We start from the raw sequence: 13995 nt of genomic DNA, 5'->3' as shown, positions 1-13995 counted from the left end.
CCAGCAGGCTGTCCAGGTGCCGCTCTCCGTCCCGGGCCTGCCCGCGCTGCCACCGGAGCTGGCCGGGCCGGTCGCGGTGGAGCTGGCCAAACCGGTGCGCACCATCCCGCCGCCGGGGGCCCTGACCGGTGGCTGCCGCTACGAGCCCAAGTGGGACGGCTACCGCCTGGTTATCGTGCGGGACCGGAGCTCCACCCGGCTGTGGTCGAAGCAGGGCCGGGACCTGACCGACCGCTTCCCCGACGTCGCGGCCGCCGCCCTCGCGCAGGTGCCCGCGGGCTCGGTGGTCGACGGCGAGGTCGTCATCTGGAACGGCGACCGGCTGGACTTCGGCCTGCTGCAGCGCCGCATGGTCACCGCCGCCGCGCGGATCGCCGCCCAGGCCGCCGCCACCCCCGCCTCCTACGTCGCGTTCGACCTGCTCGCCGCGGGCGGCGAGGATCTCCGGAGCCGCACCCTCGGCCGGCGGCGCGCCGTGCTGGAGGAGCTGGCCGACCGCTGGACCCCACCGCTGCAGCTCTCGCCGGTGACGGCGGACCCCGCCGAGGCGCGGCAGTGGTTCGACGACTTCCGTGCCGCCGGGGTCGAGGGGCTGGTGGTCAAGGGGGCGGCCACCCGCTACGCCCCCGGACGGCGCGAGTGGCTCAAGGTGAAGAGCTGGGAGAGCACCGAGGTGCTCGCCGGCGGCGTCATCGGATCCCTCGACCGGCCCAGCCAGCTGGTCGCGGGCCGCTACCGGGACGGCGAGCTGGTCGTCGTCGGCCGGACCAGCCCGCTGTCCCCCGGGCAGGCGGCCGAGCTGGCCGCCGTGCTGCGCCCCGCGGCGGAGGACCACCCCTGGCCGGAGCGCATCGGCACGGGCAGGTTCGGCGGCGGGCGGCTGTCGGTGCCGCTCACCCGCGTGGAGCCCTCCGTCGTGGTCGAGGTCAGCGCCGACGCCGCCCTCCAGGCCGGTGTCTTCCGGCACCCGCTCCGGTTCGTGCGCACCCGCCCCGACCTGCGCGCCGAGGACGTGCCGCCGGTCTGATCCGGCGCCGCATCCCCCCTGCGGGTGAGCGAGGATCACCTCGCCCCCGGCCCCGGCCGATGGAACGGGCGTGACCACTTCCGCCACCACGGCGCCGGCGACCGCGCGTGCTGCCTGGCTGCACGCCGCCCTGGTCGTCCTCGTGGTCGCCGTCGTCGTCACCGTCGTCCCGCTGGGGCCGTGGCGGCCCGCGGCGGAGGTCGTGCCCTTCCTCCAGGGTCTGGCCGGCGTCGTCTGCGCGCTCCGCCGTCACGGGGCACCGCTCACCCTGACCTGGCGGGCGGTGGGCGTGGCCCTGCTGTGCTTCGCCGCCAGCAGCGCGGTCGAGGCGCCGGAGATGGCCGGGGTCCTCCCCGACGCGCTCGGTGCCGTGGAGTCCGTGCTGGACGTCGCCGCCTACGCGGCGCTGGTCGTCGCCGCCGTCGGGGTGCTCCGCGCCGGGCGCCGGCGGCGGGACTGGGCCGCCCTGGCCGACACCGCGACCCTCCTGCTCGCCGCCGGTCTCGCGGTCCTCGCTGTCAGCGGTGACCGGCACGGGATGTCCACCGACCTGGTCGAGGTGGGCATCGGCACGCCGCTGCTCACCGCGGTGCTGCTCCTCGTCTGCGTCCCCCTCGCCATGTCCCGCGGGCGCCGCTCGGTCAGCACGATGGCCATGCTGGTCGCGGCCGTCCTGACCGTCATCGGCTACGGCGGCCGGATGCTCGTCGGACCGCTCCGCGAGTCCCCCCTCCTCGACCCGCTCCCCCTGCTGGCCGTGGCCGCGATCACCCTGGCGACCCGGCACCCCTCGGTCGCCTGGATGGGCCTGGGCCCGGAGTCCGACCAGGACGCGGCGTCGGGCCGGGTGCTGGGTCTGGGCGCCGCGCTGCTGATCAGCCCCGCCCTCCTGCTGCTCTGGAGCATCGGCCACGGCGGCGTCGGCTACGTCCTGGGCGCGGGTAGCTCGCTGCTCACCGGCCTGGCGCTGTGGCGGCTGACCGCGCTCAACCGCGAACGGGAACGAGTCCGCGCGGCGCTGGTCGCCAGCGAGTCGCGGATGCAGCTCCTGCTGGCCAACGCCGCCGACGTCATCGCGATCATCGACAACACCGGTGCCATCTCCTACATGAGCCCGGCGGCGGGGTCGCTGCTCGGCCGCTCCGGCAGCGAGTACATCGGCCGGGCGGCGATCGAGCTCGCGGATCCGCGCGACCAGGCCCGGCTCCGGGCCGCGGTCGCCGAGGCCGGCGCAGCCGGGACCGAGGTCACCGGCTTCGTCGACACCGACATCCGCATCGCGCACGGCGCCGGCGGGAGCCGGTGGGTCGAGGCCCGGATCAGCGGCAAGGTGGACGCCGTCGGTCTCCACGGGTGGGTGGTCAACCTGCGCGAGGTGACCGACCGGAAGCTCTTCGAGCAGGAGCTGCGCCGCCAGGCCACCACCGACCCGCTCACCGGGCTGCTCAACCGGGCGTCGTTCAACGAGCGGCTGGCCGAGGCCACCGCCGCGATCGACACCGGCTCGTCGCCGGCGGTGCTCTTCGTCGACATCGACGACTTCAAGTCGGTCAACGACACGCTCGGGCACGCCGCCGGCGACGAGCTGCTGCTCACCGTCGCCGCCCGGCTCTCGGCCGACGTGCGCGGCGGTGACGTGGTCGCACGGCTCGGCGGCGACGAGTTCGCGCTGCTCTTGGCCGACGCCGACGACGGCCGCCTCCGCGACGTCGCCGACCGGCTGCTCGCCGCCCTGCGCGAGCCGGTGGAGCTGGCCGGCCGGACGGTGACGGTGACCGCGAGCATCGGTGGTGCGCTCGCCGAGCCCGGCTGCACCGCGGAGCGGTTGCTGCACGACGCCGACACCGCCATGTACGCGGCCAAGCGGGCGGGCAAGGACTCCCGAGCCCTGCCCGGCCCGCCGAGGCCCCGCTCTCCCGAGCCCACGGCGGCGCCGCAGCCGCGCTAACTCTGGTAGGGCTCCTGCGGAACCCGGCCCAGCCCCACCAGCAGCCGCCGCAGCAACGCGGCCAGCTGCTCCCGGTCGTCGGACGGCAGCGCATCGAGCAACCGTCGTTCGGTCTCCAGGTGATCGGGCAGCGCCGCGTCGAGGGCGGCCCGCCCGGCGTCGGTCAGCGTGACGACGACGGCCCGCCCGTCGGCCGCGCTGCGCTCCCGGGTGATCAGTCCGCGCTCCTCGAGCCGGTCCAGCCGCTGGGTGATCGCCCCCGAGGTGACCAGCGCCGTCCGCATCAGCGCCGTGGGGGTGAGCTGGTACGGGCGCCCGGCCCGGCGCAGCGCCGCGAGCACGTCGAAGGACGGCGCGTCCAGACCGTGCCGGGCGAAGGTGGCCCGCTGCGCGAGGTGGACCTCCCGCTGGAGCTGGGTGATCCGGCCGATGACCCCCATCGGCGAGCAGTCGAGGTCCGGCCGTTCCCGAGCCCACTGCGCCAGGATCAGGTCGACGGCGTCCTCCACGTCGCTCACCGTAGTGGCCACCGTCACTCCTGCTGTCAGGACGTCAGCGCAGCCGGGTGCTGAGGCGGACGGTGAACCCGGGCTCCCCCGGGAGGAGGTCGACGTGGTCCCACAGCGTGCGTGCCAGCCACAGCCCCATGCCGCCGCGGGAGAGGTCGGGGCCGTGCGCGGGCCGGAATCCGGCGAACGGCTGATCCAGCCCGTGGCCGCGGTCGGTCACGGTGCACACGAGCCGGTCGCCGGAGACCCACAGGCGGGCCGACACCGGCGGCGCCCCGTGCGGCGATGTTTCACGTGCACCATCGCCGCGCTCGGTCGGCGTCCGTCCCGGGACGTGAACCGGTGGCGGCGAGGCAGTCACCCCGCCGCCACCGGCCCCTTCACCTGCGGCGGGACACCGTGACGGTGAACTTGGGGTCCTGGCCGGCCACCCGCGTGGGGCCGACGACCCGGTTCAGCACCGGGCGGTAGCGCAACGCGGAGTTGTAGACCGTCCAGAGCTCACCGCCCGGCCGCAGCACCCGGGCGGCCGCGGCGAACAGCCGATCGGCCGCCGTGGTCACCACGGCCGCACCGACGTGGAAGGGCGGGTTGCAGACGACGAGGTCGACGCTCCCGTCGGCAACCGACCCCGCGGCGTCGTCGCGCACGGTCTCCACCCGATCGGCGACCTCGTTGGCGGCGGCGGTCGCGGCGGCCGACACCACCGCGGCCGCCGACTGGTCGACCGTGAGCACCCGCAGCCCGGGGCGGCTCCGGGCCAGCAGCGTGGCCAGCACACCGGTGCCGCACCCCAGGTCCAGCGCGGTACGCGCGTCCTCGGTCATCTCCGGCAGGGCGCGCAGCAGCGCCCGGGTGCCGATGTCGATCTTCGTGCCGGCGAACGCGGCGCCGTGCGCGCACACGGTCAGGTCCAGCTCGGGGTGCACCTGCCGCCGCGGGAAGGACGACGCTCCCGGGACCGGGCCGCGGGCGACCAGCAGCCGCGACTTCTGCCGGGCCAGCGTCGCCGACACCTCGCCGAACGACGCACGCAGCACGTCGTTCATCGCGTGCGTCATGTGCTTGACCCGCCCGCCGACCAGCACGGTGACGTCCGGCGCCGCGGAGGCGGCGACCACCTCGGCGATCTCCCGCAGCGCGTCGAGGGCCCTCGGCGCCTTGACCAGCACCACCCGGGCGCCGTCGGCGAGCTCGGGGCCCAGCGGCATCGAGCGGTAGCTGCCGGCCAGGCCCACACGGTCGGCATTGCGCGCCAGCGCCCGCTCCCCCACGAGCAGGTCCTGGCTCACCCGCACGCCCGGCAGGCCGTACAGGGCGACCAGCCCGAGCGTCAGCGCCCCGTAGGAGTCGTCGACCACGGCCACGTCGCCGGCGGCGCGGCCGGCGACGAGGTCGGCCGCGGTGTCCAGCAGCAGCCGGTCCGTCGCGTCGACGGCGACCAGGTCGGGGGACTCGACGTCCGGCTCCCGGCGCAGCGCCCCGAACAGCTCGTCCGCACCTGTCATAGGCATAGGAAGCTATGCATGCGGTTTCGGCGGCTGATCCATATGCATAGCTTCCTATGCCTGGGCGGGGCAAGGCGTGGCGGCCACCAGGTCGACGACGACCCGGGCGAGCTCGGGGCCGACGTCCTCCTGCAGGAAGTGCCCGCCCCCGGGCAGCGTCGTGTGCGCCATGCCCTGCGCGCCGGGCACCAGCTTCTGGAAAACCCGCTCACCACCGCCGGTGATCGGGTCGCCGTCGGAGAAGGCGGTGAGGAACGGCTTCTCCCAGCTCCTGAGCACCTCCCACGCCGCGCGGTTGGCCGCGGCGGCGGGGTCGTCGGGGGACGTGGGCACCAGCGCCGGGAAGACGCGTGCGCCGGCCTTGTACGAGTCGTCGGGGAAGGGCGCGTCGTAGGCGGCCACGGCCTCCGGGGAGAGGCCACCCACGGTGCCGTTGCCGACGATCCGGCCGATAGGGAACTCAGGGCTCTCCTGGGAGAACCGCTGCCAGGCGAGGAACGCCTCGCTCATCGGCTGGTCGCCGGTGGGCAGGCCGGTGTTGGCGACGACGACCCGGGCGAACCGGTCGGGGTTCTCGGCGACCAGCCGCAGGCCGATCAGCCCACCCCAGTCCTGCCCGACGAACGTGAGGTCGCGCAGGTCCAGCTCGTCGAGCAGCACCCGCCGCATCCAGGCGACGTGCCGGGCGTAGGTGTAGGCGGAGCGATCGGCCGGCTTGTCCGACCGGCCGAACCCGACCAGGTCCGGCACGACCACGCGCAGGCCGGCCTCGACCAGCACCGGGACCATCGTGCGGTACAGGAACGACCAGGACGGCTCCCCGTGCAGCAGCAGCACGGTCTCGCCGTCGGCCGGCCCCTCGTCCAGGTAGGCCACCCGCAGCCGCCCCACCTCGGCGTCGTCGATCTCGACGTAGCGCGGCTGGTACGGGAAGCCGGGCAGGTCGGCGAAGCGGTCGTCGGGCGTCCGGGGGATGTCCATGGAGCCGGCCCTCCCAGGCCTCGGGCATAGGAACCTATGCATACGGTTTCGGGGCCAGAACCGTATGCATAGCCTCCTATGCCCGGGGGTGGCGGGTCAGACGTTCGGCAGGCCCACCGGGCAGGAGACGCCGGTCGAGTGCACGGGGCAGTAGCCGTTCGGCACCTTGTAGAGGTACTGCTGGTGGTAGTCCTCGGCGTAGAAGAACTCGCCCAGCGGCGCGATCTCGGTGGTGATGTCGCCGTAGCCGGCCGCCTTCAGCCGCTCCTGGTAGGCGTCGCGGGTGGCGCGAGCGGCGGCCTCCTGCTCCGGCGAGGCGTGGTAGATCGCCGAGCGGTACTGGCTGCCGATGTCGTTGCCCTGCCGCATGCCCTGCGTCGGGTCGTGGTCCTCCCAGAACGCCTTGAGCAGCTGCTCGTAGGAGGTCACCGCGGGGTCGAAGACGACGAGCACGACCTCGGTGTGCCCGGTGCGCGCCGAGCAGACCTCGTCGTACGTGGGGTTGGGCGTGTGGCCGCCCGCGTAGCCGGCCGCCGTCGAGTAGACCCCCGGGAGCTCCCAGAAGACCTTCTCCACGCCCCAGAAGCAGCCCGCGCCGAACACGGCGGTCTGCATGCCGTCGGGGAACGGCGGCTGGATGCGGTTGCCGTTGATCGCGTGCACCTCGGGCACGTGCGGCAACGGGTCGGGACGGCCGGGCAGCGCGTCCTCGGCCGCGACAGGCTGCGTCTTGAACCGGGAGAACAACATGTCCCGAGCGTAGGCCCGGTTCGCAACCCGGCGGCACGCGACCGACTCCTCGCCTGCGGCCCTGACCTGCGCAGGGCAGGATCGCACCCGTGCCCGTAGCGACGCGTGAATGGCAGCTGGCGGCCCGCCCGCACGGCGAGCCGACCCCCGACGACTTCCGCCTGGTGGAGCTGGAGCGGCCAGGGCCGGCCGAGGGGCAGGTCGTCGTCCGGATGCTCGTGATGAGCGTCGACCCGTACATGCGCGGCCGCATGAACGCCGGGAAGTCCTACGCCGCGCCCTGGGAGATCGGCGAGACGATGAAGGGCGGCGCGGTCGGCCGGGTGGTCGAGTCCCGCTCCCCCGCCGTCCCCGAGGGCTCGCTCGTGCTCGCCGACGCCGCGTGGCGCGACGTCGCCGTCCTGGACGCCGCGCACGTGAGGGTGCTGCCCGAGCTCCCCGGCATCCCGCCGAGCTACTACCTGGGCGTCCTGGGCATGCCCGGCCTGACCGCCTGGGTCGGTCTGTTCCGGATGGCCGAGTTCCGCGAGGCGGACGCGGTCTTCGTCTCCGGCGCCGCGGGCGCGGTGGGCAGCCTGGTCGGGCAGTTCGCCCGGCTGAACGGCGCCTCGAGGGTCGTCGGCAGCGCCGGGACGCCGGAGAAGGTGCGCTGGCTGACCGGGGAACTGGGCTTCGACGCCGCGTTCGACTACCACGACGGCCCGGTCGCCGAACTGCTGCGCGACGCCGCGCCCGAGGGCATCGACGTCTTCTTCGACAACGTCGGCGGCGAGCACCTCGAGGCGGCCATCGGCGCGTTCAACGAGCACGGCCGGGGCGCGCTGTGCGGCGCGATCTCCGGCTACAACGCCGTCGAGCCGCCGCCCGGCCCGCGGAACATGTTCCTGATGGTGGGCAAGAAGCTCAGCCTGCGCGGGTTCATCGTCGGCGACCACACCGACATGCGCGACGAGTTCACCACCAAGGTCACCCGCATGGTGACTTCCGGAGACCTCGTCGTCCGCGAGACCGTCCGCGACGGGCTGGACGACGCCGTGGACACCTTCCTCGACCTCCTCCGCGGCGGGAACACCGGGAAGATGATCGTGAAGCTGGCCGAGGGGTGACCAGCACCCGCTGAGAGCGGTGCCCGCCGAGATCCCAGGGCGAGTCCGCACGCCGGAGTGATCACCGCCGGGGGGTTCCGCACGGCGGCCGCGGGGCAGAGGAGCCGTTATGTGGCTCTTCTTCACCCGCCGGCTGCGCATGTGGCTGATCCTTCCCGTCGTCGTCCCCCTGGCCACCGGCGTGCTCCGCCGGCTCGGACGGGCGCTGGAGCGGCGCCGCGGCCCGTCGGCGGTCAGCAACGCGCTGCTGGCGGCCGGCGATCTCGGCGATCGGGCCCGGGCGACCCTGGGCGGCGGGCGACGGGGACGTCGAGGACGCCGGGGGTGACCGAGCCGTACCTCGAGCGGCGGCCGGCCGGCCGGCCGCCGCGGGCGGTCGCGCTGTTCTGCCACGGCGGGACCGTGGCCAGCGTGGAACCGCCCAAGGAGCGCGCGCTGTCGCTGGTGCGGATGCGGGCCATCGAGCAGTTCGTGTCCGCGGCCGCCGCGGACCGGGGGCTCACGACCGGCCTGCTGCGCTACCGGGTGGCCGGGTGGAACGGCGCGGCCGCGGACGCCTACGCCGACGTGCGCTGGGCCCTGGATCGGGTCCGTGCCGAGCACGGCGACCTGCCGGTGGTGCTGGTCGGCCACTCCATGGGTGGCCGTGCCGTCCTGCGCGCGGGCGGGCAGGACGGCGTGGCCGCGGTGTGCGCGCTGGCGCCCTGGACGCCGCCGGGCGAGCCGGTGGACCACCTGCGTGGCCGCACCGTCGCGATCCTGCACGGCCGCGGCGACCGGTGGGTGCCCGCCCAGCTGTCGGCGGACTACGCCGTCCGGGCGCAGCAGACCGGTGCGCGGGTGGCCCGCTTCACCGTCGCGGGCGGGCACAGCATGCTGCGCCGGGCGTACCTGTGGCACACCTTCGTGCGGGACGTCGTCCTCGCCGGTGCCGGTCTGGCACCGATGCGGCCGGACGTCGCCGAGGCCCTGGACCGCCCGGCGCCGGAGGGCCTCGCCGTTCCGCTCTGAGTCAGCCGGACGGGTCAGCCCTCCGCGGAGCCCGGCCTCGTCATCGGCTTGTGGCTCTTCCCGGCGATCGCGTCGGGCAGCACGGCCGAGAGCTTGCCCATGAGCTTGCTGCTCACCGAGCCGGCGAAGACCGAGGCCTCGCCCTTCATCAGCCCCTCGAAGCCCTGCCGGGCCACCAGCGCGGGGTCGTCCTTGCTGTCGCTGGCCCCGAGCTTGGTGTCGGTGAGGTCGGCCCGGTCGAAGAACTCCGTGTCGGTCGGGCCGGGCAGCAGCGCGGTCACGGTGACCCCGGTGTCGGCGAGCTCCTCACGGACCCCGAGGGCGAGGAACTGCACGAAGGCCTTGGTCGCGGAGTAGACCGCCTGGAACGGCTCGGGCGCCTGAGAGGCGACCGAGGAGGTGAACAGCACCCGGCCCTCCCCACGGGCGACCATGTCCTGCAGGACGCCCTTGGCGAGGTGCAGCGTGGAGATGCAGTTCAGCTCCACCATGCCGATCTCGGCGTCGAGGTCGGACTCGACGAACCGGCCGCCGACCCCCACGCCGGCATTGAGGGCCGCGGCGTCCAGCGGCCGCCCGGCACCGCGCACGGCCGCGACCACCTTCTCCACCTCCTCCCGGCGGGTGAGGTCCGCGCGCACCGGGAAGACGGCGGCCCCCCGCTGGCGCAGCTGCTGGGTGGCTGCCTCCAGCTCGGTGTCCTCCGCGACGACGATCAGGTCGAACCCGTGCTCGGCGAACTGCTTGGCGAGCTCCAGCCCGATGCCGCTGGAGGCACCGGTGACGAGGGCGAGGGGACGGGCAGCCGGCTGGGACACGGGACCTCCACGGGCGGACGGCGACAGGCCCCGGGTGTGCCCACACCGGCGGTTCCCGACTCATCGGGTTCCGTCCGCGGCGGCGGGGGTAGGCCGCCGGAGTGGGCGGCAGACCGTGGGTCGATGTCGTCGTCCCCCCGGCGCTGCGGTTCCTGCTGCCGGCGCGGGACCGGGCCGGCGGCGTCCGGCGGCTGGGGTTCGACCCCGACGCGACCCTCGGCCACCTGGTGCGGGCGGCCGGCGTCCCCCCTCCGGAAGTGGGCGGGCTGCGGCTGGACGGCGAGCCGGCGCCGCCGGCGGCCCGGGCCCGGCCGGGCGGCACCGTGACGGTCGAGGAGATCCGGCGGCCGCAGGGAGCACCGGCCGGCGGCTACCTGCTCGATGTCGGGCTCGGCGCGCTGGCCCGGCGGCTCCGGCTGCTCGGGCTGGACGCCGCGTGGTCGAACCGGGCCGGGGACGCCGACCTGGTGGTGCGCGCGGATGCGGAGGACCGGGTGCTGCTCACCCAGGACCGCGGCCTGCTCATGCGCAGCGCCCTGGTGCACGGGGCGCTGGTGCGCGGTGCCGCGCCCGACGCCCAGCTGGCCGACGTCCTCGACCGGTTCGCGCCCGCCCTGGCCCCGCTGACCCGGTGCACCGCCTGCAACGGCGTGCTGCGGCCCGTGGCCAAGGTGCAGGTCGCCGCACTGCTGGAGCCGGGCACCCGGCGCAGCTACGACGAGTTCTCCCGGTGCGCCGCCTGCGGGCGGGTGTACTGGCGGGGCGCCCACGCCCGGCGCATCGACGAACTGATCGGCACGGCCCGGGGAAGGTCAGGCTGACCTTGGCCCCGGGGGGCCACGGGTCGGCCCCGGCGTGACACCCGCGGCGGGCAGGACAGGAGCGATCGCCCACCCTGCACCTACCTCCCCCGCCCGTCCCACCCTCGCGAGGCCGCCGTGTACCTGTCGAAGACCGAGGCCGCCGTCCTGCCGACGACCCTGGCGTCGGCCCCGCGCCCCGCCCCGCCCGCGCCGGGCCGCCGTCGGCTGTGGTCGATGCTGGGCCCGGCGTTCGTCGCCGCCGTCGCCTACGTCGACCCCGGCAACTTCGCGACCAACTTCGCCGGCGGCGCAGCGTTCGGCTACACGCTGCTGTGGGTCATCGTCGCGGCCAACCTCATGGCGATGCTCATCCAGTCGCTGACGGCGAAGCTGGGGCTGGCCACCGGGCGGGACCTCGCCACGCTGTGCCGCGAGCGCCTCCCCCGGCCGGTCACCTGGGGGCTGTGGCTGCAGGCCGAGGCGGTGGCCATCGCCACCGACGTCGCCGAGATCGTCGGCGGCGCGGTGGCGCTCAACCTGCTGTTCGGGGTGCCGCTGCCGATCGGTGGGCTGATCACCGCCGTGGTCGCGTTCGTGCTGCTGGCCGCACAGTCCCGCGGGCACCGGCCCTTCGAGCGGGTCATCACCGGACTGCTGCTCGTCGTCGGGCTCGGTTTCGGCTACACGCTGATCGGGGCGGGCGTGGACATGGGCGGCGTGGCCGGCGGGATGGTGCCCTCGTTCGCCGGCGCCGACAGCATCGTGCTGGCCGCCGGCATCCTGGGCGCCACCGTCATGCCGCACGTCATCTACGTGCACTCCGCACTCACCCCCGGCCGCTACGGCGACGCCGTCACCGCCGGGCGCACCCAGCAGGGCCGCGGCCGGCTGCTCCGCGCCCAGCGCCTGGACGTGCTGCTGGCCATGGGGCTCGCCGGGCTGGTCAACGCCGCCATGCTGATCATCGCCGCCCAGCTGTTCACCGGGGACAGCGGCGCCGACACCCTCGAGGGCGTGCACGCCGGCCTGGGCGACCAGCTGGGCACCGGCGCCGCGCTCGCCTTCGCCCTCGCCCTGCTGGCGTCGGGCTTCGCGTCCTCGTCGGTCGGTACGCACGCCGGGCAGGTGGTCATGGCCGGCTTCCTGCGCAGGCACATCCCGGTCCTGGCCCGCCGGCTGATCACGCTGACCCCCGCGCTCGCCGTGCTCGTGCTCGGCGGCGACCCGACCACCGCACTGGTGTGGTCCCAGGTGGTGCTCTCCTTCGGCATCCCGTTCGCCCTGGTGCCGCTGCTGTGGCTCACCAGCCGGCGCGACCTCATGGCGGGCTGGGTGAACCGCCGGGTCACCACGCTCGTGGGTTGCGTGGTGGCCGCCCTGATCATCGGGCTCAACGGCCACCTGCTCCTGGGCCTCGTGCTGGGCTGAACGCCGCCCGGCTCAGATGTCCCAGATGCCGGCGAAGTGGTGCACCGGTCCGTGCCCCGATCCGATCCCCAGCGCCTCGCCGCCGGTCAGCGCCACCTGCAGGTAGTCGCGGGCAGCCTCCACGACCGGCGTCCAGTCCGCGACGTCCGCCGCCCGGGGCTCGGCACCGGCCCGGCGGCGGGCCAGCAGCGCCGCGACAGCAGCGGAGAGCGTGCAACCGGTGCCGTGCGTCGCGGAGGTCGCGATCCGGGGCCGGACGGTCTCCACGAGGCGTCCCGGCGTGGCCAGCACGTCGACGCTCAGGTCCCCGCGCAGGTGCCCGCCCTTGAGCAGCACCGCGCGCGGGCCCAGGGTCAGCAGCGCCGTCGCCTGCTCGGCCATCTCGTCGACCGAGCGGGCCGGGGCCACGCCGAGCAGCGCCGCGGCCTCCGGGACGTTGGGCGTGACCAGGTCGACGACGGGCAGGAGATCGGTGCGGACGGCGGCCACGGCGTCCTCGTCGACCAGCCGGTCGCCGCTGGTGGCCACCATGACCGGGTCACAGACCACCGGTCCGGCCGCCCGCCCGGCCAGCACCGACGCCACCTCGCGGACGACGGCCGCGGTGCCGAGCATGCCGGTCTTGCAGGCGTGCACCTCGACGTCGTCGAGCAGGGTGTGCACCTGGTCGCCGACGAATTCCGCCGGTACCGGATGGACACCGGTGACGCCCCGGGTGTTCTGCGCCGTCAGCGCGGTGAGAGCGGCCGTGCCGTAGACACCTAACGCGCTGAAGGTCTTGAGATCGGCCTGGATGCCCGCGCCACCGCTCGGGTCGCTGCCCGCGATGGTCAGTGCGACGGGGGTGTGGCGGTGCTCAACGGACAACGGGTCTCTCCCAGGCGGCGTCGAAGAAGGCGACCTCGAGCTCCATCGCCCGCCGGTAGGCGCGGGCCACCGACGGGGTGTCCGCGGCGAGCCGGTCCAGCAGCGCTTCGAGGGTCACCGCCAGCTCCTCGAAGCCCGGGTCGGCGTAGGTGTCCACCCACTCGGCGTAGTCCGCCGACGCCCGCCCGGCCAGCGACCGCCCCAAATGTGCGTAGAGCCGCATGCACGGCGTCATGGCCGCGCAGGTCTCGCCGACGTCGCCCAGCGCCGCCGTGGCCAGCAGGAACTCGGTGTAGGCCTGCGTCGCCGGGGCCGGCTCGACGGTGGAAAGGTCGACCCCCCACCGGGTCGCGTAGCCGTCGTGGAGCCGCAGCTCCTCCCGGACGCCGGCCAGCAGCTCGGCGAAGGCGTCGAGGGTGGCGCGGTCGCGGCTGTGGGCGACTCCCAGCGCGTAGGCCCGGGCGAAGGCCTCGAGGAAGAACGCGTCCTGGGCGACATAGCCGGCGAACCGTTCGCGGGGCAGCGATCCGTCGGCGAGACCCGCGACGAACGGGTGCGCCAGCGCCGCCGCGGCGAGGTCCGCATTCCCGGCCCACAACCGCGCGGCGAGCCCGTCGATGCTCACCGGCCCGCCTCCACCGCGGTGTTCCAGAAGGCGGTCTCCGCGGCCACCACCTCGGCGAACACGGCGTCGTCGCCCCCGCCCGACGCATCGGCGGCCGCCTCCAGCCCGGTCACGTAGCCGGCGAACCCGGGCACGGTCCAGTGCTCCACGAACTCCCGGTACGCCGGCGCGCCCGGCAGGGCGGCCGACCACGCGTCGAGATAGGTCCGCTCGATGGTCCACAGCGCAGCCAGCGCGGTGGGCACGTCGCCGGCGTCCAGCCGCTCCAGCAAGGCGGCGTAGGCCGCCGTGGCCGGCAGCGGCGCGGCATCGAGGTCGAGACCGCGGCGGGCCGCCTGCTCCTCGAACCAGGCCAGCTCGTCGACCAGGGCGACGCAGCCCGCGGCGAGCACCGCCTGCGCCGGTCGCGGGGCGCGGGCCAGCAGCCGGGCCTGGAAGCGCAGCAGGTCGGCCACGAACAGCGAGTCCTGGGCCAGCCATGTGTCGAACGCCGCGGGGGCGAGCGTCCCGTCCCGGACGGCGGTCAGGAACGGATGCCGGGTGGCGTCCCGCCAGGCATCGGGGTGGGCGGTGAGCAGCTCGGCGACCGGCACGACGGCGACCCTACTGGGTGC

The 13995-nt window shown here is 75.0% G+C and carries 16 protein-coding genes; 7 read left to right on the top strand and 9 right to left on the bottom strand.

The window, feature by feature from the left end; all coding sequences use genetic code 11:
* Nucleotides 1-16 precede the first annotated feature (16 nt).
* Nucleotides 17-1027, top strand: a complete 1011-nt coding sequence (locus BLASA_RS00530) for an ATP-dependent DNA ligase (protein ID WP_014374034.1) — start codon at nt 17-19, stop codon at nt 1025-1027.
* A gap of 70 nt (nt 1028-1097) precedes the next feature.
* On the top strand, nt 1098-2975 hold the full coding sequence (locus BLASA_RS23180; protein ID WP_014374033.1) for a diguanylate cyclase domain-containing protein: 1878 nt from the start codon (nt 1098-1100) through the stop codon (nt 2973-2975).
* Here the strand turns inward: BLASA_RS23180 and BLASA_RS00520 are convergent.
* The 5 genes from BLASA_RS00520 to msrA all read right to left on the bottom strand — a co-directional run bounded on the left by BLASA_RS00520 (nt 2972) and on the right by msrA (nt 6723).
* Nucleotides 2972-3505 carry a MarR family winged helix-turn-helix transcriptional regulator gene (locus BLASA_RS00520; protein ID WP_231839520.1) on the bottom strand — a complete coding sequence of 178 codons (534 nt, stop codon included), beginning with the start codon at nt 3503-3505 and terminating at the stop codon, nt 2972-2974. The genes BLASA_RS23180 and BLASA_RS00520 overlap by 4 nt on opposite strands.
* A 22-nt stretch (nt 3506-3527) precedes the next feature.
* The gene (locus BLASA_RS00515) at nt 3528-3749 is read right to left on the bottom strand and encodes an ATP-binding protein (RefSeq protein ID WP_014374031.1); all 222 of its coding nucleotides are present in this window, start codon (nt 3747-3749) and stop codon (nt 3528-3530) included.
* A gap of 115 nt (nt 3750-3864) precedes the next feature.
* Nucleotides 3865-4992 carry a class I SAM-dependent methyltransferase gene (locus tag BLASA_RS00510; RefSeq protein ID WP_014374030.1) on the bottom strand — a complete coding sequence of 376 codons (1128 nt, stop codon included), beginning with the start codon at nt 4990-4992 and terminating at the stop codon, nt 3865-3867.
* Nucleotides 4993-5046: 54 nt separating this feature from the next.
* Nucleotides 5047-5973 (bottom strand): haloalkane dehalogenase, encoded by a 927-nt coding sequence (locus BLASA_RS00505; protein ID WP_014374029.1) that lies wholly within the window; start codon nt 5971-5973, stop codon nt 5047-5049.
* A gap of 96 nt (nt 5974-6069) precedes the next feature.
* Nucleotides 6070-6723: a peptide-methionine (S)-S-oxide reductase MsrA gene (gene msrA / locus BLASA_RS00500; RefSeq protein WP_014374028.1), complete on the bottom strand. Its 654-nt coding sequence runs from the start codon at nt 6721-6723 to the stop codon at nt 6070-6072.
* Nucleotides 6724-6812: 89 nt separating this feature from the next.
* Between msrA and BLASA_RS00495 the strand changes: the two genes are divergently transcribed.
* The 3 genes from BLASA_RS00495 (at nt 6813) to BLASA_RS00485 (ending at nt 8840) form a co-directional block, all read left to right on the top strand.
* Nucleotides 6813-7829: an NADP-dependent oxidoreductase gene (locus tag BLASA_RS00495; protein ID WP_014374027.1), complete on the top strand. Its 1017-nt coding sequence runs from the start codon at nt 6813-6815 to the stop codon at nt 7827-7829.
* 109 nt (nt 7830-7938) lie between these two features.
* Complete coding sequence (locus BLASA_RS00490) at nt 7939-8157, top strand: hypothetical protein (RefSeq protein ID WP_014374026.1); 219 nt, start codon at nt 7939-7941, stop codon at nt 8155-8157.
* Complete coding sequence (locus BLASA_RS00485) at nt 8154-8840, top strand: alpha/beta fold hydrolase (RefSeq protein ID WP_014374025.1); 687 nt, start codon at nt 8154-8156, stop codon at nt 8838-8840. Before BLASA_RS00490 ends, BLASA_RS00485 begins: the two co-directional genes overlap by 4 nt.
* A gap of 14 nt (nt 8841-8854) precedes the next feature.
* On the opposite strand, the gene BLASA_RS00480 is transcribed toward BLASA_RS00485, so the two are convergent.
* Nucleotides 8855-9658 carry an SDR family NAD(P)-dependent oxidoreductase gene (locus BLASA_RS00480; RefSeq protein ID WP_014374024.1) on the bottom strand — a complete coding sequence of 268 codons (804 nt, stop codon included), beginning with the start codon at nt 9656-9658 and terminating at the stop codon, nt 8855-8857.
* Between the two features lie 101 nt (nt 9659-9759).
* Here BLASA_RS00480 and BLASA_RS00475 point away from each other — a divergent pair, with 101 nt between their 5' ends.
* Together BLASA_RS00475 and BLASA_RS00470 are read left to right on the top strand one after the other, a co-directional pair.
* Nucleotides 9760-10479 carry a Mut7-C RNAse domain-containing protein gene (locus tag BLASA_RS00475; RefSeq protein WP_014374023.1) on the top strand — a complete coding sequence of 240 codons (720 nt, stop codon included), beginning with the start codon at nt 9760-9762 and terminating at the stop codon, nt 10477-10479.
* A gap of 117 nt (nt 10480-10596) precedes the next feature.
* Nucleotides 10597-11889 carry an Nramp family divalent metal transporter gene (locus tag BLASA_RS00470; protein WP_014374022.1) on the top strand — a complete coding sequence of 431 codons (1293 nt, stop codon included), beginning with the start codon at nt 10597-10599 and terminating at the stop codon, nt 11887-11889.
* Between the two features lie 12 nt (nt 11890-11901).
* On the opposite strand, the gene thiD is transcribed toward BLASA_RS00470, so the two are convergent.
* Genes thiD through BLASA_RS00455 form a run of 3 tightly spaced genes read right to left on the bottom strand, consistent with a single transcriptional unit; the run spans nt 11902 to nt 13974 of the window.
* Entirely contained in the window at nt 11902-12756 is an 855-nt protein-coding gene (thiD, locus tag BLASA_RS00465) for a bifunctional hydroxymethylpyrimidine kinase/phosphomethylpyrimidine kinase (protein WP_014374021.1), read from the bottom strand.
* On the bottom strand, nt 12746-13381 hold the full coding sequence (locus BLASA_RS00460; RefSeq protein ID WP_014374020.1) for a TenA family protein: 636 nt from the start codon (nt 13379-13381) through the stop codon (nt 12746-12748). Before BLASA_RS00460 ends, thiD begins: the two co-directional genes overlap by 11 nt.
* The gene (locus tag BLASA_RS00455) at nt 13378-13974 is read right to left on the bottom strand and encodes a TenA family transcriptional regulator (protein ID WP_014374019.1); all 597 of its coding nucleotides are present in this window, start codon (nt 13972-13974) and stop codon (nt 13378-13380) included. The genes BLASA_RS00460 and BLASA_RS00455 overlap by 4 nt, the downstream gene beginning before the upstream one ends.
* Nucleotides 13975-13995: the final 21 nt, after the last annotated feature.

The organism is Blastococcus saxobsidens DD2, assembly GCF_000284015.1.
GTDB lineage: Bacteria > Actinomycetota > Actinomycetes > Mycobacteriales > Geodermatophilaceae > Blastococcus > Blastococcus saxobsidens_A.
This window is presented reverse-complemented; position numbering and strand designations above follow the sequence as displayed.